The organism is Paenibacillus melissococcoides, from assembly GCA_944800085.1.
GTDB classification, from domain to species: Bacteria; Bacillota; Bacilli; order Paenibacillales; family Paenibacillaceae; genus Paenibacillus_B; species Paenibacillus_B melissococcoides.
The window spans coordinates 296,833-314,439 of record CALYLO010000009.1 but is presented as its reverse complement, the minus strand read 5'-3'; the positions used below and the strand labels follow the sequence as shown (position 1 = coordinate 314,439).

Annotated in this window: 15 protein-coding genes and 3 pseudogenes; 9 read left to right on the top strand and 9 right to left on the bottom strand. The window is 52.6% G+C overall.

Annotation, left to right across the window (positions count from 1 at the left end; genetic code table 11):
* Positions 1-24 precede the first annotated feature (24 nt).
* Positions 25-1,095: a S1 family peptidase gene (locus OCY70_RS27760; protein WP_213426421.1), complete on the top strand. Its 1,071-nt coding sequence runs from the start codon at positions 25-27 to the stop codon at positions 1,093-1,095.
* A 105-nt stretch (positions 1,096-1,200) separates the two neighbouring features.
* On the opposite strand, the gene OCY70_RS27755 is transcribed toward OCY70_RS27760, so the two are convergent.
* From OCY70_RS27755 to OCY70_RS27735, 5 genes and pseudogenes are all read right to left on the bottom strand, one after another.
* A complete protein-coding gene (locus OCY70_RS27755; protein WP_261945240.1) occupies positions 1,201-1,554 on the bottom strand; it encodes an adenylyl-sulfate kinase in 354 nt (117 codons plus the stop codon).
* A complete protein-coding gene (locus OCY70_RS27750; protein ID WP_261945239.1) occupies positions 1,479-1,730 on the bottom strand; it encodes an adenylyl-sulfate kinase in 252 nt (83 codons plus the stop codon). Before OCY70_RS27750 ends, OCY70_RS27755 begins: the two co-directional genes overlap by 76 nt.
* Positions 1,723-2,404: pseudogene (locus OCY70_RS27745) on the bottom strand (hypothetical protein). The gene OCY70_RS27750 and the pseudogene OCY70_RS27745 overlap by 8 nt, the downstream one beginning before the upstream one ends.
* Entirely contained in the window at positions 2,401-2,856 is a 456-nt protein-coding gene (locus OCY70_RS27740; RefSeq protein WP_249724499.1) for a hypothetical protein, read from the bottom strand. The pseudogene OCY70_RS27745 and the gene OCY70_RS27740 overlap by 4 nt, the downstream one beginning before the upstream one ends.
* Positions 2,857-3,275: 419 nt before the next feature.
* Positions 3,276-3,795 (bottom strand): annotated as a pseudogene (locus OCY70_RS27735) (STM4015 family protein); the annotation flags it as partial.
* Positions 3,796-4,177: 382 nt separating this feature from the next.
* On the opposite strand from OCY70_RS27735, the gene OCY70_RS27730 reads away from it, so the two are divergent.
* Entirely contained in the window at positions 4,178-4,561 is a 384-nt protein-coding gene (locus tag OCY70_RS27730; RefSeq protein WP_213426420.1) for a hypothetical protein, read from the top strand.
* Between the two features lie 126 nt (positions 4,562-4,687).
* On the opposite strand, the gene OCY70_RS27725 is transcribed toward OCY70_RS27730, so the two are convergent.
* Positions 4,688-6,268, bottom strand: coding sequence for an FAD-dependent oxidoreductase (locus OCY70_RS27725; RefSeq protein WP_373871410.1), 1,581 nt, complete (start codon positions 6,266-6,268; stop codon positions 4,688-4,690).
* 287 nt (positions 6,269-6,555) lie between these two features.
* On the opposite strand from OCY70_RS27725, the gene OCY70_RS27720 reads away from it, so the two are divergent.
* From OCY70_RS27720 to OCY70_RS27690, 7 genes are all read left to right on the top strand, one after another.
* Positions 6,556-6,795, top strand: coding sequence for a hypothetical protein (locus OCY70_RS27720; protein ID WP_213426418.1), 240 nt, complete (start codon positions 6,556-6,558; stop codon positions 6,793-6,795).
* A 236-nt stretch (positions 6,796-7,031) separates the two neighbouring features.
* Entirely contained in the window at positions 7,032-7,187 is a 156-nt protein-coding gene (locus OCY70_RS27715) for a hypothetical protein (RefSeq protein ID WP_213426417.1), read from the top strand.
* Positions 7,188-7,759: 572 nt separating this feature from the next.
* The gene (locus OCY70_RS27710) at positions 7,760-8,320 is read left to right on the top strand and encodes a DnaB-like helicase C-terminal domain-containing protein (RefSeq protein ID WP_213426416.1); all 561 of its coding nucleotides are present in this window, start codon (positions 7,760-7,762) and stop codon (positions 8,318-8,320) included.
* A gap of 767 nt (positions 8,321-9,087) precedes the next feature.
* On the top strand, positions 9,088-9,273 hold the full coding sequence (locus tag OCY70_RS27705) for a hypothetical protein (protein WP_213426415.1): 186 nt from the start codon (positions 9,088-9,090) through the stop codon (positions 9,271-9,273).
* 305 nt (positions 9,274-9,578) lie between these two features.
* Positions 9,579-9,821: a hypothetical protein gene (locus OCY70_RS27700; RefSeq protein WP_213426414.1), complete on the top strand. Its 243-nt coding sequence runs from the start codon at positions 9,579-9,581 to the stop codon at positions 9,819-9,821.
* A 234-nt stretch (positions 9,822-10,055) separates the two neighbouring features.
* Positions 10,056-12,716, top strand: a complete 2,661-nt coding sequence (locus OCY70_RS27695; RefSeq protein WP_261945237.1) for an S-layer homology domain-containing protein — start codon at positions 10,056-10,058, stop codon at positions 12,714-12,716.
* 60 nt (positions 12,717-12,776) lie between these two features.
* Positions 12,777-13,040, top strand: coding sequence for a hypothetical protein (locus tag OCY70_RS27690; RefSeq protein ID WP_213426411.1), 264 nt, complete (start codon positions 12,777-12,779; stop codon positions 13,038-13,040).
* Between the two features lie 376 nt (positions 13,041-13,416).
* Here OCY70_RS27690 and OCY70_RS27685 read toward each other — a convergent pair whose 3' ends face one another.
* The 3 genes and pseudogenes from OCY70_RS27685 to OCY70_RS27675 form a co-directional block, all read right to left on the bottom strand.
* Complete coding sequence (locus OCY70_RS27685; protein ID WP_249724496.1) at positions 13,417-14,211, bottom strand: ABC transporter ATP-binding protein; 795 nt, start codon at positions 14,209-14,211, stop codon at positions 13,417-13,419.
* Between the two features lie 588 nt (positions 14,212-14,799).
* Positions 14,800-16,482, bottom strand: a complete 1,683-nt coding sequence (locus OCY70_RS27680; RefSeq protein WP_213426410.1) for an alpha/beta hydrolase family protein — start codon at positions 16,480-16,482, stop codon at positions 14,800-14,802.
* A gap of 157 nt (positions 16,483-16,639) precedes the next feature.
* A pseudogene (locus tag OCY70_RS27675) lies at positions 16,640-17,585 on the bottom strand (aldo/keto reductase).
* Positions 17,586-17,607 lie beyond the last annotated feature (22 nt).

Sequence of the window (17,607 nt, the reverse complement as noted above, 5' to 3'; positions counted from 1 at the left end):
ATCTGATGCGAGGAGGATAAAGCGATGAATCCAAGCAAGCCGAACGAGGCGAGGCGAGCGTCCGATCCGGCCGAGGAATCGGCACAGCGGTCCGTTCCCGGGAGCTCCGTAAGCGAGAGCGGGGATGCCCGGGATGTCTCCGCCGCCGGCAAGGAGACGATGGATGATCGGGATGCGAGCGAAGGCATGAACCTCCGGGAAGAAGAGCCGTGCGATGAACAGGCCCAAGCCGGATCGGCGGAAGCCTCCAGCGAACGGCAGCCCTCCGCCATGGCGCAGCGGCCCGGCGAATGGCCGCAGCACGGCCATTCGGAACCGTTAACCGAAGCAGAATTCGAGCAGTGGATTCGGGAGGACGAGTACGAAGAGGAGGATCTGGAGCCTGGTCCGCGAAGAAAATGGATGGCTAAATCGATAACGATATTGCTTGCCCTGCTCCTGTTCGGCAATGTGATCGCGTTCTGGCCGCAGATCTACAATCTGCCTGCCCTCCGCTTCCTCCATGCGGACAAGGAATTATCGCAGAGTGAACAGATCCAGCAATTCAAGCAGGCGGTCGTCGTCGTCAATGCGCGGGATCGGAAGGGCACCGGCTTCAATGTGTCCGCGGAAGGCATCATCATTACGAACCGCCACGTGATGGCGGAGGATAAGACCGGATCGGTCACGTTTCAAAATAATAAAACGTATCTCGCCGACGTGATCGCAAGCGACGCCGCCTTGGATGTAGCCGTATTGAAGCTGCGGGACAGTCCGGATGCTTTGCCTGCTCTGCCGCTGGAGACGAACTCCGGATGGCGGGAAGGCTCCCAAGTTCATATCATCGGCAACCCGCTCTCCTTCTATCATATCGCTATCGAAGGCAAGATTCTCGGTCTGACCCCGCTGCAGCAGCGCGAGCGGCCCGTGCTGATGATTCAGGCTCCGATCCACTCAGGCAACAGCGGGAGCCCGGTCCTGAACGAGCAAGGCCGCGTCATCGCCGTCGTCTTCGCCACCTCGACCGTGAAGCAGGGCGAGGAATCGATCGATGTCGGACTTGCCATCCCGATCGAAGATGTTCGGCCTTATCTGAACGAAGCCGGTCAGGAGTAGCATCACGGCCGGCTGTTTCCTTGCCGCACCACTATCCGCCCCTCTCCGCCTCCGCCTCAAGAAGTCGGACGCAAGCCGCCTGGCGGAGAGCCATGACCATGACTACTAGGTAAGCAAGGACAGCTCCTTCAGCCGGTTCAGCGCGAGCTGCACCCCTTCCTCCACGGAGCAGCGATCCGGCGGGAGGACAATCTCGGGCGCCTCCGGAGGCTCGTACCCATCCGAGACGCCGGTGTACATCGGGATATCTCCTTCCCTCGCCCGGGCGTACAAGCCCTTCGGATCGCGCCGTTCGCACTCGTCCAGCGGACAATCGACGAACACTTCGACGAAGGGCGCCAACCGCTCGCTCGCGTAAGCGCGCATGTCCCGGTACGGGCTGATCACCGAGACGGCCGGAATAATTCCGTTGCGGGCCAGCAGCCCGCTAATATATACGATCCGGCGGATATTCTCCATCCGGTCTTGCCGGCTGAAGCCGAGACCTTGCCGATGGCGGCGCGAAGCTCATCGCCGTCGAGACATTCGACCCGGCGGCCATGCGAGCGGAGCGAGGCCGCGATCGCCTGCGCCATCGTCGTCTTGCCCGCCCCGGAGTATCCCGTCAGCCATAATGTGAATGCGTGTTCAGACAATCTTCGTTCCCTCCTTTCGTAGTGAATCATGCCGCATAGGATTGCGCTCCAGCAGTCCCTCCGCGTACACTTCGCCCAGCTCCAGCTCCGGCATATGAATATACCCGATATAGCAGCCGCAGTTCTTCATTCCGCAGGCACGCTCAGCCGCCAGCCCTTACAGCCCGTCCCGATACAGATGGCCGATGACGCGCCGATCCTGGTAGCATCGCTTCACGATGCCGGAGCCCTGAACGTAGAAGACAGACTCCCCTGCTGCGCAGGGCCGGCCGAGGCTGTCGTAATCCCTCAGATTGATCGCAAAATAAGGATCGACGCCTTGCAGCCGCTTTACTTCTTCTGCCGCATAGTAATCCGGCCGATCCTTATAGGCGTTGACCCAGACGTATACGTCTTCCGGTAGCAGGCGCCGGATCTCCTCGATCGCGCGAAGGCGCTTCGGACCCCGACGGTGCCGACGCTGAAGGAGATGCCCTGCTCATACAGCCGCCTGCATTGCGACAAAAAGCCGTCCCGGCTTCCTCCTGGGCCCGAATCCAGCCCATGAACGTCTCCAGTTGGCGCTTGTCCTGGGCAAGCGTCTCCCCGCTGTCCTTCGTCTTGCTGAACGGGCAATACGGGCAGGCGTAATTGCAGGACAACAGCTTCCCCCGGTAATAGAGCACCGCCCTCATCGCAGCTCATATCCTTCCATCCGCTCTCTCACGTCGGCGGTGATCAGCTCGTCCCCGAGCGCGTCGGAATACGCCATCCCGAGCGCCGTCAGCCGCAGCACGCCCGCTTCCAACTCGGCCAGGCCGAGGCGCAGCAGCTGCTCCAGTTCGGGATGCTGCCGCATCGCCTCTCTGCCGAAGCGCTCCGCATAGGCGGCCAGCTCCAGCCCTTCGCGATGCAGAATCGCCTTCAGCAGATAGTGCCGCATCGAATATTGCGTGTAACCCGCTTCCGCCACCCCGGAAGCGATCATGCCTTCGTCCAGCGGACGGCGCTCATTCCGCAGATGCAGGTTCGTGATCGGGCTGGAGCTGAGCCGCAGGACGGCATGGCAAGCCGACCCGTTCACGGCGAGCAGGCGCACATCGAATGATTTGCCGTCGAGGCGCTCCTTCGCGATCCAGCGCTCCACATGGCCCCTTCTCCGCACAGCCAGTCGACCATGCGGCGGATCTCCGCATGGTCCCGGTATTGCCGCAGGCGGACGGAATTGTAAAAGACGGTCTCTCCCGCCCGTTCCTCCATCTCCAGCGTCGTGACCGCCAGTTCGGCCCCGGTCGCGGGCTGGCACTGATACGCGATGACCCCGGCCGCCCCGGAGCCGCAGGCCAGCTTAAGGAAGAGGCGGTGCATGCCGCTGGAGCGGATGGCGGCCTGCAGCTCTTCATAGCCGGCAATCGAGCCGGCCAGGGCAGGGAGAGGGGGCATGCGCACGCCATGCCGGGAGAGATGCTCCCAGCAGCGCCGCTTGTCGAACATAACCGCGATGTCTGCGGGATCGTTCACCCAGCGCACCGGGATGCCGGCAGATGACGCCTCCAGCCGAAGCCGGGCGAGCAGCGCTTCCGCGCCTGCGTCCGACAAGGTGCCGTATGACAGATCGAGCGTCTCCAGTTGATCCAGAATCGGCGCATCGGCCAGCGCTTGCGCAATCTCGTCCTGAATCTCGCTGTCCTTCAATCCGAGATAGGTCAGCTTCGGAAATAAACCGGGCTTCGCTACGGACAGCACGTCATCGAGCGAACCGGAGAAGCCGTATTCATCGACGCCGAGATACAGCTCCAGCTTCCGCAGCTCCGGCAGCTTCGCGTTCCGGATGTCGGCCAGCACCTCTGCGGGCAGTCCGCCGCAAATAATGACCAACTCCTTAAGCCGCGCATGCATTCCCGATTCCAATCAGGGTATCGAGGAAGCTGTCAGGGGAATTCTCGTAGGCCTGTCCCCAATCGCCGATAATTAGGCTGACGAGCTGCTCACTATGCTCTCCGGCTGCCAGCTTCTCGATCAGCCCAGACATCCTCTCTCCCTCTTCATATTCTTCATATCCAACCGATAAACGAATTTCAATCATGGGTAGCCCTCCGTGGCGATATTGGACATTCCTATAGTTACGGCAACCTATTCTTTTTCCACATGCCGGGTAAAAGTCATGTACCGGTTTCACATTTTGGGCCTGAAATGCCGCAAAATGAATCCAAAGTCACGGGACGGTGGAAATGAATGGTTGATACAATAGAAGTCCCCTCTTCTGTATATTGTTCGGAAGCGGAAGCGGCGGCCCATGCCCCGCCCCGTGCCTGAATCTATGCAAATGGGATGGCACAACACGATGCAGATAGGGATACCGCTAACAGCAACAATGCGGTCCAAGGCTCCTCCGGGCCTTGCGCTCAAATTGCTTGCCTGCCATGCAGGCTCCGGCGGCTTCCTGTCCGAGACGAAGGAGAATCCGAATGGAGAATACGACGCTGTGGATCATCATTGGAATTTTGGTGATCGATATTATCATTGTATTGTGCGTGGTATCGTCTATCGTGCGCAAGAAAAAGCGCGCCAGACAACAAGAGCATGAAGTGATGACGCGAGGCATCCTCGCTTCCGCCACAATTATGTCCCTGTCGCCGACAACAACCCGAATCGATGATCAACCTGTTGTTCTGCTCGCATTGGACGTGGCGATGCCGAACGGAGATTCTTTTCCAATCGAAATCAAAACAGCCGTTCATATGTTACACATTCCGAAATTCCAGGAAGGGGCTCAGATCAGCGTCAAAGTGCTGGAGGAACACGGAACGAAGCGCGTCGTCGTCCTTGGCACCGGCATGAAGACCTATTGATCCGGCTGCCTCTCCTGTGCCGTTCGCCGGGCCGGTCTTGGCGAGGCGCATCCGCGGCGCAATTCGGGTAGTGGCGGGGACATGAAAAAGGGAGGCCGACGCCCCCCTCTTCCGTTCCGGCGGGAACTACATCTCGAAGCCATCCGGCCAATGGATCTGGACGCCCTTCTCCTGAATGAGGGACTGGAAGCATTCGAGATGGGACGGCTCCTCATGCACTTGATGCGGCGTAACCTGATGCTGCAGCGAATAGGCGACCAGATAGCCTGCCGATTCGCCAATATTCCATTCCGTCGGATGAAGCCGGTAGCTGCCGTTGGATACTTGGGTCGTACCGATATTTTTACATACCGGCAATAGATTGGTCATCCGGACAGGCAGCAGGGCGCCCAGCGGAATCTCATATGGATAGCTAGGCAGGTAGAACTTGCGGTGCGAGACCGTTGTCGTATGAAGATCCAGATGATAGCTGCCTACGCCGATGCTGTCGGGATAGCGGCGAATTCCTGCCTCTCCCCGCATCTCTTTGCCGACATCGGCTTCGGTAATGGTATAGCGCGCTTTGATCCGGCGCGATTCGCGAATGTACGGCGCCTTGGCCATGCCATCCTCCGTGCCCAGCACGTCTGTGCGCAAGCGAAAGCCCGGGTAGCCCTTGCCGCCGTCCGGCCGCGGTATCTCCGTCTGCAGCCAGTAGAGGAGCGAGAAGCTCAACTGCTTCGCATTCTCCAGATGCTTCTGCTTCTCTGTCTCGCTTACGCCGATAATCGGGCCCAGGTAGTAATCGTTCTGCGGCCAGTTGACCAGCGTGATGTCGCTATCGTAGAAGCCCGGCTCGAACAGGGCCTTGTCGATAACCCGCCGGTACGTCCACAGCGGCATTGGATCCTGGCCGTCGGAGAACAGGTTGAATTTGCGGTACTTGGTCGGATCATTGACATTGATCGTGTACATGCTTAACAGAGGATAGATGGACGGCTCCGGAACATACTGCCGCCAGAAATCATATTGCTCCGGCTTCTCGATCGTAAAGTTCCCTTCCGGAAAATAATCGACAGCGAATACATGCGTGAACGACTGATTATCAAGCGGATTCGCCTCCTCTGACGCATGCAGCTCGCCCGTCTCCGCGCGGGACTCGGCCCCGATCACATGCTCCACCCCGGCGAGCGGCAGCAGGTCGCCGCATTCGGTCGCGTCGAGGAAGTATGAACCTCTCAAGCGGATCAACTGCTGCGTGCGCACATGCGATACCGTGACCGAACGGACGATATCGCCTTCCGTCTCCGCCTCGACCGGAATCGTCTCGTAGAGAATCGTAATCCGGCCGCTGCTCGTATAAGGCGCCAGCATGTCATGCAGCACGCGCAGGGCCACCTTCGGCTCATGGCAGAGGCGGCTGACCCATCCCCGTCCGGGATTGAGCAGGGGATTGTCCGCCGCTTGCTCGGTAAGCGGATAGTTCGCCCGGTAATAAGCCCGCACCCGCTCGCGGATCTCCCGGTATGTACGGGTGCAGCCCATCGTTTCAATGACCTTGTGCTCATCGGGAGGAACCCCCTGCGACGTCAATTGACCGCCGATCCAATCCGTCTCTTCCGTCATCACCACACGCAGTCCCATTCTAGCGGCGGACAAGGCAGACGCGACGCCCCCCAATCCTCCGCCAATGATTACGACATCGGCCTGGATGTCATCCTTAATCAGTTTCACTTCCTAATCCCTCCCTTTGATGTTAAATTCATGTATACTATAACACATCCTTCCGTCCCATTTCTCTCCTGCTTCCAATGCAAAAATAAAGTCCTTCTATTTTTTACCCGCTGCCGGATTCTCGAATCCTACAAAAAATCGATATAAAAGCCGGAGGAAATTCGACACCCTCACCGTTTTGGAGAGGGAGTCCGGCCTTATTTACACCTTCCGATTGCAATGATAGAGTGAGGGAAAAGTTCCGATGCAACCATCCCCATCGTATTGGAGGCGAGCAGCCTATGTCCGAAGCCCACTCTCCATGGAAGCTGGGCACGTATTGGTACGACAAGGAATCGGGATCGCTTCTGCAGTTAAAAGAAGCAGGCATCGCTTGTATTGAACTGAATCTGGATAACTCTATCCCTCCAGAGGAAGCACTTACTCCCGCCATGCTCACACGTTACCAGCACCGCCGGGATGGCCGGCATCGAGATCTGGTCGGTTCATCTGCCGTTCGGGAACCCGTGGGACATCTTTAGGTAGTCGTCATTCATCCGAGCTTCGAGCCGATACCCGGTGAGCAAAGAGAGCGGCGCCTGAAGCTGGCGGCAGCCTCCGTACGCGACTTAAGCGAGCGGGCCCGCACGCGAGTGATGGCATGAAGGCCCCTTACAAGGAATGTGAGAGTGCTTAGCGAGACCTTTCTGCAAAAGGTACTCAGGAAACCCCTGAGTACCTTGATTCGTGTAATCCAAAGTTCAGGTTGGATAAAGCCTTGAAGCTGTCGGAGATCCCGACAAAGTATTTAAAGGCTAATGTCTACAATTATGAAGTGGATGATGACAATCGCTACATCTACGAAGGACTAACAGACTATGTTGGAAACATCATTGAGGAAGAGGAGGAAAACGGCACCAACTTCTTCTTTTAGAACAGTGGAGCGGGAACGGGAAAGACGTTCAATGCTGCTATGCTCCTTAATCAATACATCTACAAGACGTGCATGACAGCAAAGTTCGACTTTGAGAACCACTCGCGTTATTTGTCAGTTACTCCGATCTGATGGACGATCTACGTTACCGTAGGGATGAAGAATCAGTTCAAAAGCGTGTTGTGGCGATTAAAGAAGTTCCGTTTCTTCTATTAGATGATGGCGGCGCGGGCACAACGCTGAGCAGACATACCTAATCGTCAACGAGCGATTTAATGAAGGGCGGGCAACAATCTTCACGTCAAACTTTGATTCCAAAGCACTTTCTCATGAGGAAGTGCTAGGTAAGCGAACCCGTATCCCGATTAATGTCCGACTGCGTTGGTATTCAGGTCGAGGGGCTCGACAGAAGGAAGGCATCCGTTAAGGAGGTCATCAAACGTGCTTGAAGAACTGACGTACATTAACCACTGGTTTATCAGCAAAGACCCATACTTCATGCGGAATCATGGTATACCTACATCATTGCCCTTCAGGATGTAGTTGTTTGGTTTGAAGACTTTCGTAACGATATGAACGGTCTGATGCCGACTATCGAAACGGCGGCGGTAGAGTTTGAGGACTTCCGTGTTCCGAAGGATTTAGACCCTGTTGACTATTGCGTAAACGTACAAAGGGAACAGCGGGCGCACATGGATTACCGTCCTGTTCTCGTAGAGAACGCGAACATGACAAATGAGGGTAAGACTCTTGAAGCCATGTGGAAGATACGGAACGATCTCGATGTAATGCTCAAGAAGTTCACTGGGAGCTTAGGGCATTACGAATGGACTAAACACGCAGATGATCGCTACAAGAAGTACATGGAGAAACACGGTCAAACTGGTCTATCAGGGGCAACCACGGGTATTAAGGGCTTGGATGAGCTGACAGGCGGCTGGAAGAACGATGACCTTGTTCTGGTTGCAGGTCGGACTAATGAAGGTAAGTCATGGGTGGGGGAGTTCTTCGCTTATGTCGCATGGCTATCCTTTGTTCAAGCAAATATTAATGACCCGATAATCTACCTGAGCACGGAGATGCCTGAGCTTGAGGTCGCGTACCGTATGGATACTTTTAGGGCACATTTTTAGTAACCGTGCCTTGAACGAAGGGAGACTGACCGATCACGAGCTCTACCGTGAATACACTCAGGAGCTCGCGAAGAAAGATCAGCGTCTGGTTATCCTTTCACAGGATTCCAACCAAGGTAAACCGTTTACTCCGATGGATATTCGGGCAATTATTGAATCCGAGCGGCCTGGGTTGATTGTGCTTGACAGTTGTATGACCTTAAAGTAATCACCCTCCGTAAGATTGACGACATTTTCAAGCTGTCTCTTAAGAAGAACCGTGGCGGCAAAAAGGATGAAGATGTATTCATTCGTACTGATCTACACTGGCATTTGGGAAGAAACAACAAAAGAAGAAATGGTTTTCTAGCTCTTAATTGGCGGCTCCCTGCCTCGTATAGAGGAATTAGGGAGCTAATTTATTTTTTAAGGAGGTACTACCTGATGAATGCACAGCTCACGGCTCATTTCTACTTCAAGGGAAATGGCAAGAAGAAGACCGTGACTTGGGGTGAAGAGAACCCGAGACTGAGAAGGTTGTCCGTGAAATCCCTCTAACTGTCAATGAGGTCAAACAAGAGTACCGTAGGCTTTTTATAAAGCACAAGAACGAGGGCAAAGCCATCACATTGGAAGACATGGACGGTATTGCACACATCATTGATTTATCAGAAGTTCGAGATATCGAGCTTATTGCTCAAGAGGAGAGAGATGGGGAGTGAATCCGATTGAAGAAGCCCTGTATGGCAGAGTCAGTACGAGCGATTGCCACAAGGTGGGTATCATGGGTGGCTGCGGTACTGATTGCTGGTACACGGGATGAGATAGTAACCAGGGAGTTTACTTCTGATAAAGAGATTGTGGGCGCAACAGAGGATGCATTTGATCTCATCGAGCAAGAACACGGCGCAGACTTGGTATTAAACCTAGTAGCTTTTAGCGTCCTTAAGATTGAGGTACCACATGCACCATAAAATTAATGTTGCTTGCAATGGCTGACTACTTCGATAAGTGCCGTAAGATGCGGGTTCGCGGCGAGGAGAAAGTCCTCGCTATCAGGATATTGTTCCAATGAGGTGTCAGAATGTTGTTCAGCATATATGCCGCGACTGCAGATGGTACCTGGAAAGCAAGTGTGCTTCGTGGCTTGAACTTAACGGGAATAAATCCCGAAAAGTGCTAAACGTTTGCCCTAAGAAAAGAACTTAACTCAAGGAGGTTATTTTGATGAGAGATTACCCGTTGGACCAACCATGTATTACCTATGGGAGGCACTGCTGTGAAGGATGGAGCAAAACTGGAAGCCTTCCTTAACGATTTTAACTATATTGCTGAGGAGAAGTGGGACGGTTCTCACTACCTGTCAATCTTGGGGAGATTTTTTTCGCGACAAATTAGTGATGTGGTCGGAATACCTATGGAGAAGACGGATAGGGTTCCTCACTTGTCCGAACATCTTTCGATCTTCCCGGGACTCATCCTTGATGGTGAGTTGTACATCCCAGGCAAGCTGCCATGTTGACCAATGGTAAAAAAGTGACTTTTATCATTTATCGAGTATTCCTAAATGAGTAACTTAATAGTGTTGTAACATAAGATAGAAAGTTGGGGAGCATGGAGTTATTAATGAACAGCAGCTTTAGGGCTCACATCAAAGCTCTAATGCTCTGAAAAACTACGAGAAAGGGGGCACGAATGCTCATTCACTTTATTGGGATTTTGGAGACTACACTTAAGTTGAAGGATGATGTTTAGGATGAAATCAACTACACGAATACTATTGCTTATTGTGGCTATCCTATTGTGTATTAATTTCCTTAATCCTGCTGCTGCGTATGTGAAGCCTAATCTGAACCTCCAAGTACAACCATCTGGAAAATCAACAGGTAAAGACAAAGATGACATTATCCATATTCCTGATGACTATTTAAGAAAAGTACTAAATCGTTCGATTGATCCGGCGAGAGACCCCGATAGCGTAATTACTAGAGAAGAAATTGAAACTGTAACATCCGTGATTGTAATCAACAATGCAGTAGTGGAACCAATTCACGATTTGACGGGAATAGAACAAGCTAAAAATTTGCTAAATTTAGCTATTGATCGTATAAATATTGAAGTAATTCCAGATCTTAGTAATTTAACATCCTTGGAGAGTTTATCTTTTACTAATACGTCGTTGGATAATAACGCTCTTTACAAATTTAATCAACTGCCTAATCTAAAATTTATTAATTTGGACGAAAATATAAATATTACGGACATCACACCTTTGTCTTCGCTTCAAAACTTAAAGGCATTAAATGTTCAATTTTGCGGGATTTCTGATTTTCAGTCTATTGTTCAGTTTCCCGAGCTGAACCAATTGGCTGCTTTTGGTCAAAACATTGGCCGCTTAGAGCCTGTCACCGATCTGGACCGTACTTTTCTAGGATATAATGCGGCTGACGAGTCTCTGTTTATTCCATTTGATATTATGCCAAACAGATTGACGAACTTTGACGGATATCAGCCTCCGTTTACCCAATCAACATCCCCTAGTACAACTTATCTAGCCCTTAATTACGTGCCGATACCACAAAATCGTCTTAAGATTAACGAGAAGGGGATCACTGTGAGCGGGATTCGAGCAACGGAATATCTGGGGATAGAAAATATATACTATAATGCTTTCTTTGATAATGCACACGGTACTTATGAAAAACCTGAGAACTATACATTTTATTCAATATCTTCAGGAACCTATTTGCACAAATTTAATCTGGTCGACACTGAGCGAAATGTAACCGTGAAGTATTATGAAGCAGGAACGACGGAAGAGGTGCAGCCGTCGAAAGTAGTGATAGGCAGAGCGGGAGAAACGGTTGAACTGTCTGCAGATGAAGTGCCTGGATATAGTAAAGTGGAGCCGAGCAAAGTGAACTACAAATTCACGGCTGCAGGCAACCAGGAGCATATCTTCTATTACACAAAAAATGCTTCAACGGAACATACCGTAAAAGTGAACTACGTGGACCGTAAGACGAATGCAGTACTGCAAGCCCCAACTTTCCATAAGGGGAAAGCGGGTGACATTCTCACGCTGACTTCCCATCAGATTACTGTGTCGGACGCAGTGTACATACCTCAGAATTTTAATCACGAATATAGGGTGACCACTAATCCGCATCAGGAATATACGTTCCATTACATCAAGAGTGTCCCGTATGATATACAGCAACTCACCATTGAGCATCTGGATAAGGAAACAGAGCAACCGGTGAAGGAGTCGACAAGTGTTCAGGGCAGAACGGGTGAGCATTTTAATGTTAGACCGACATCAATTACCGTGAACGGAGCGGTATATCACCCTGAGCAATCCATATATCCTTATACCTTCACGAGTGAACCGAATCAGGTACTGGAGATTCACTACACCAAGGATACATCTAATGTAGAACAACGTGTCACCGTGAAGTATTTGGAGCAAGGCACAGGCAAGCAACTGGCAGAATCAATGACGAAGAGCGGAAAAGCTGGCGAAGAGGTAGCTCTTTCGGCTATATCGGTATCCGGGTATACACCTGTGAAGGCAAGTTACACCTATACCTTTACGACTGGCGAAGGGCAAGAGTGTATTTTCTACTACACGAAAAATACGACCAATCCTGAGCCGGGAAATCCTGAAACGGGAAACTCGGGCGGCTCGACCACAACAGTAACGCCCAACCCGATCAAACTAGTCAATCCGCCGCTTCGGGGACCGCAATCACCACTAATTCCGCTGGAAATGGAGAATCACTACAATTACATTAACGGTTATCTGGATGGAACGATTAAGCCGGAGAACCTTATCAGCCGCGAGGAAGTTGCTGTTATCTTCTACCGGCTGATGAAGGATGAGACCCGCAGCAACTACATGAAAGGCAGCAATTCGTATGGGGATGTCGACAGCAAGCGCTGGTCGAACAAACATATCTCCACGATGGAAAATGCTGGCATTATCACGGGGTATCCAGACGGAAACTTCAAGCCGGAACGTTCCATTACGAGAGCGGAATTTGCCACCATCGCATCACGCTTCGACAAGCTGGATGAGCAGAAGAACGATATGTTTACCGACATTAGCCGACATTGGGCAGAAAAATATATCGTATCAGCAGCTAACAAAGGCTGGATTAAAGGCTATCCAGACGGAACGTTCAAGCCGAACCAGTACATTTCCCGTGTGGAAGCCATGTCCTTCATCAACAACGTTTTAAACCGGAAGGTGAAGACAGACGGCATTCACAAGGATGCGAAGCAGTGGCCGGACAACACGCCGGACAAGTGGTACTACACGGACGTGCTGGAAGCTACGAATCATCATGAATATCACAGAGATGAGGATGGTTTCGAAGTTTGGGATCAAGTACGTCCAAATCAGGTGTACCCTTAAACCCGAAGGACATCACCTCTACTGAGTCTAGTACTTTATTTTCTCTTAGGACCACCGACTATGGCCAGAGCAGATGCTCCGAACGCGGCGGACCGCACCGCGTTCGGAGCATGCCAGCAACGGCAGTCGGATGAGCCGGCGGCAACTCTAAACCGGTTCCGTGGCGACGGTCACTGTCGCACTTCCATTTTACTGAAGAACAGTTTCTTTTTGTTTTACATTTTTAGAGAAGGGCTGCCCCTCGTCATTTTTCAATGGCTTTTGGAACCAATGGATTTGGAAGAAGATATCCCTGCACATCACCTCGTTCGTACCGCCAATTAAGCGGTTAACCTTCTGGATGATCAAATCTTTGCCTCAGCTTATTCAAGCGGAGGGCGTACAGCTACCATCCTAAAATGCTTACGAAAATCATCATCTACGTATTCACAGCATATATACTCTTCTCGTCAAAGCCATCTGGGAACATATCCCCTTCATATGACTTGCAGGCAGACATCAGCCTTGTACGTAGAGTGAATTGAACAATCTGGCTCCAGCTAGCATCCGCAATGCTTGGCAATAATCCTTTTCAAATACAACAACCTTAAATGATGTGTTATTTACTTCAGCTAACTGTAGTTCACTCTTCCAAACCTTCTCTATCTGCCCATGAACAAAGTAGCCTGTTAATGGGAGTATATGATTGCTCCATAAAAGCTCATATGCTTTGTCTTGGGATACGATAACAGATGATCAGGGTACCTCTGACCTTCTTTCCTCCATACACTTTAATATTGGTCGTGGGAGCTGCCGCCGTATCTCCTTCGAGCCGGAAAGAGACGGATTTTTTCAGGAGCCGCGCTTTAATCTCTTCGGGCTTGCCGTCCTCCACAATCTCCCCCTGATGGAATAAAATAATCCGGTCGGCCGCATCATCCGCTTCCTGCAAATAATGCGTCGTGAACAGCACCGTCTTGCCTTCGAATACCAGCACACGAACCTGTTCCCAGAAGCGGCGCCGCGCTGCCACGTCCATACCTACCGTCGGCTCGTCGAAGAAGACCAGGTCCGGGTTACCGGCCAGCGCCAGCGCGAAGCCCACTCTGCGCTTCTGCCCGCCGGACAGCTTCTCCGCATACATTTCGAGCTCCGGCTTGCTCAAGCCGGTCAGCTCGATCAGCCGCTCCGTCGCCAGCGGCTTCGGAAAATAGCTGCGGAACATCTCGATGACCTCATGCACCTTCAGCCGGTCGATGATACTGACGTCCTGCAGCATAGCGCCAATCCGCTGCCTTACTTGCAGATGATTCGGGTCCTTGCCGAACAGCTTGACCGTTCCTTCGGTCGGCTCCATCAAGCCAAGAAGCATCGAAATCGTCGTCGTCTTCCCTGCGCCGTTCGGCCCCAGGATGGCAACAACGGAACCTCGCATAATGTCCAGCGACACCCCGTTCACCGCCGTTTTATTCTTGAACCTTTTCGTGACATTGCGCATCTGAATCACTGCATCCACCTTGTGTCCCCCTTACTTCTTGCTTCTATCCCTTTTCTTAAAGATCGCGAGCTGGGCCGGTTAGTATGGACTGTCATGATGTCCGTATGACAAATGTCATCTTATTCACTTGACGCGAATAGACCTCGGTCTAATTGCGGATATTCGTTTTCGGAAGTCTTGACTATGCTCCTTTTGATCGTTATCCCATTCCGTCAGATATGCTCTACTCCGGTTCCTTTTGATCGCTATCCCAATCCGGCAGGTATGCGCTACTCTGTTCCTTTTGATCGCTATCCCATTCGGTCAGCTATGACCCTACCCCGCTGCTTTCATCTGACTAGTTGAGATAGTGGCACTAATAGGCCAGTCACATGAACATTTACCTGGCTAATTGGGATAGCGACGATAAGAGGTAAGAGACACCTGCTACGCTCACCTTACTGCTTGGGATAGCGAGGCAAGACACATCTCCTACGTTCACCTGACTGCTTGGGATAGCGACGGGAAGAGGATAGGGGGGGATAAGAGATCAGCGCACATGTAACGTTTACCAAAAAAAAGAACCGCCGGCAGCTTTATGCTGCGGACGGTCCTTCATACGTCAATTTAGTTATTGCGAATCCAGGCTGCGATATCCTGCATGACTTGTTCCGGCACATTGCCTGGAATGACGTACTCTTGGCCTGTGGACGGTTTGTCGCTCTCCACGAATACGTGGTTGAGCTTCGGATACAGCTTGTATTGGACGTTGGTTCGGCTTTGGAGCGCCTTCTTCCAGCCGTCCAGGTGCTCTTTGCCGACCTGAGCGTCATTATCCCCCTGGATGATGAAGAGCGGCACCTTCTGATCCTTGGCGATCTCTCCACCGTGGTGGTTGCGGAAATCTATCCACCACGAAGCGTTCGGCAGCGGGAAATTCGCCGGAAGATTGTCGAGCGTATATTGCTCATCCTTGATGATGGCAACCATCTGCTGCCACATCTTCAATTGTCCTTCGGCCGCCGCGATGACTTCCGCCGGTTGCCCGTTGTCTTTGGCATATTGAAGCTGGCGTTCCATCTGCTCGATCATCAAATCTTCGATTGGCCCGGAAGGTCCGGCCGCGATGACAGCCCCGCGGATCGAATTCCCGGTGTCAGCCTTGACGATATTCGGGATAAGCATCCCTCCCTGGCTGTGGCCCAACACATAGATGCGGTCCTTGTTCAGCCGCTTGTCTTGACCAGCCCATTTCACCGCCAGCAGCGCGTCATCGACTGTCTCCTCCTTCACGGTGAAGCGCGGAATCGCCGCCGATTGAACCGGATATTCAAGCGTCCGCTTCTCATAGCGGATCGTGGCAATCCCTTCCTTCGCCAGTCCGATCGCCATATCACGGAACGTCTTGGCGGCCCCGATTGATTTGTCCCGGTCGTTGGCCTTCGAGCCATGAACCAGCACGAGCACCGGATATGTGCCTGCCGCATTCGCTGCTGCTGGCAGGGTCAATGTGCCCGGCAGCTTGAATTGCCCGTCGCCGATAAAAATCGTCTCTTCCTTGTAGAGGGAGGCGTCGTCATAGGCCGGCGGCTGATAGTTCACGGATGGGAGATACGAGTAGAATACATCGTTCACCAAACCGTTCTCCTTGTAACGAAGCGTAAGGGACAGCATCAGTTCCTTGTCCGTCTTGAACAGCACCTGCACGTTCTGGTGCACGCCATCATTGTCGGAGGTTGCTTGAACGAATTGCGTCGGCTTGCCGACCATAGGGATGATCTGCTGCGCCAAGCGAGACAAGCGCGCCACCTTCGTCGCTTCCTTCAGTTCCGGCGTCAAGAGAGAGGCAAGCTGCGCTTCCTCTTCCGGCGCTTCCGCCAGGGCCGCCCACTGGACCGTAAATTGGGCGGCGCGCGTTTTCCAATCCGCCTCATCCGCCAGCACCTTGCCGTTCACCCACTTCCCTTGAATCTGCAGCGCTTCCTTCATGGCGCCCCAAGCTATGTAATGCAGACCCTTCTCCTTGCCTTGCAAAGATCCGGGGTCTAGCGTAACGGCTGTTCCGTTCACCCCGGAACGGCCGCTCGCGGAATCAATCGTCCACACCCGATCGCCGAAAGTTACGGTGATCGTCTTCGTCTGTTGGTTCCACTCAACGAGAGCCCCAATCGATTCCACCGCCTGCCGCAGCGGTACGAGTTCCACCGCCGATTCGGTTGCCGCCGCAGCCTCTTGCGCCATCGCGAACGGCGCCATGCTTCCAAATAACAGACACCCGGCGATCATCCATTTCCAACTTGATCTCCCCATTAGTTTCTCCCCCCTGCATCTTTTCATATGTAGCTGCAATGACCTAAATCATTGCCAGTTCAATAAATGTCTAAAAAAACAATAGCACAGCGTTTCTTGGGGTGTCAAAGAAATCGCCAAACCAGGGAGACATGTGGTTCTAACCTCCCGGCTTGCCCTATGATTGCAATACTTGTTCGATATCATCCAATTCTTCCGCCGTGAATGCCAACTGCTCCAGCGCCTTCACATTTTCTTCGATCTGACTGACCCGGCTTGCGCCAATCAGGGCGGATGTGACCTTCCCGCCGCGAAGTACCCAGGCAAGCGCCATCTGCGCCAACGATTGGCCGCGCCGTTCCGCGATTTCGTGCAGTCGGCGAACCTTGGCAATGACTTGTTCTGCTACTTCTCCCTCTTTTAAAAATCCGGAAGCTTTTTTGGCTCTGGAATCGTCCGGTATCCCGTGAAGATAACGATTCGTTAACAGACCTTGCTGAAGTGGACAGAACGCGATGCTGCCAACGCCTTGTTCCTCCAGCACGTCTTGAAGTCCGTCCTCGATCCAGCGGTTCAGCATCGAGTAAGAGGGCTGATGAATAAGGAGCGGGGTCCCCAATTCCTTCAAAATCCGGATCGCTTCGCTGGTCTGCTCCGCATCATACGAGGAAATCCCCACACACAGCGCCTTCCCCTGGCGGACAACTTGATCGAGGGCCATCATCGTCTCTTCCAGCGGCGTATCCGGATCCGGACGGTGCGAATAGAAAATATCGACATAGTCCAGTCCCATCCGCTTCAGGCTTTGATCTAGACTGGCGATGAGATATGTTCTCGATCCCCATTCGCCGTACGGGCCTTCCCACATGTAATAGCCCGCTTTGGTCGAGATGATGATCTGATCGCGGTACGGACGGAAATCCTCCTTCCGCATCTGCCCGAACATGAGCTCGGCGGAGCCGGCCGGCGGACCATAGTTGTTCACCAGATCAAAATGCGTAATCCCCAGATCGAACGCGCGCCGCAACATGGCCCGTCCGTTTCTCAATGGAATCGATGCCTCCGAAATGATGCCATGGACCAAGCGAAATCGCGGGCAGCTTCAAGCCCGAACCGCCAAGGATGGATCCTTGTTCCTACACCTTA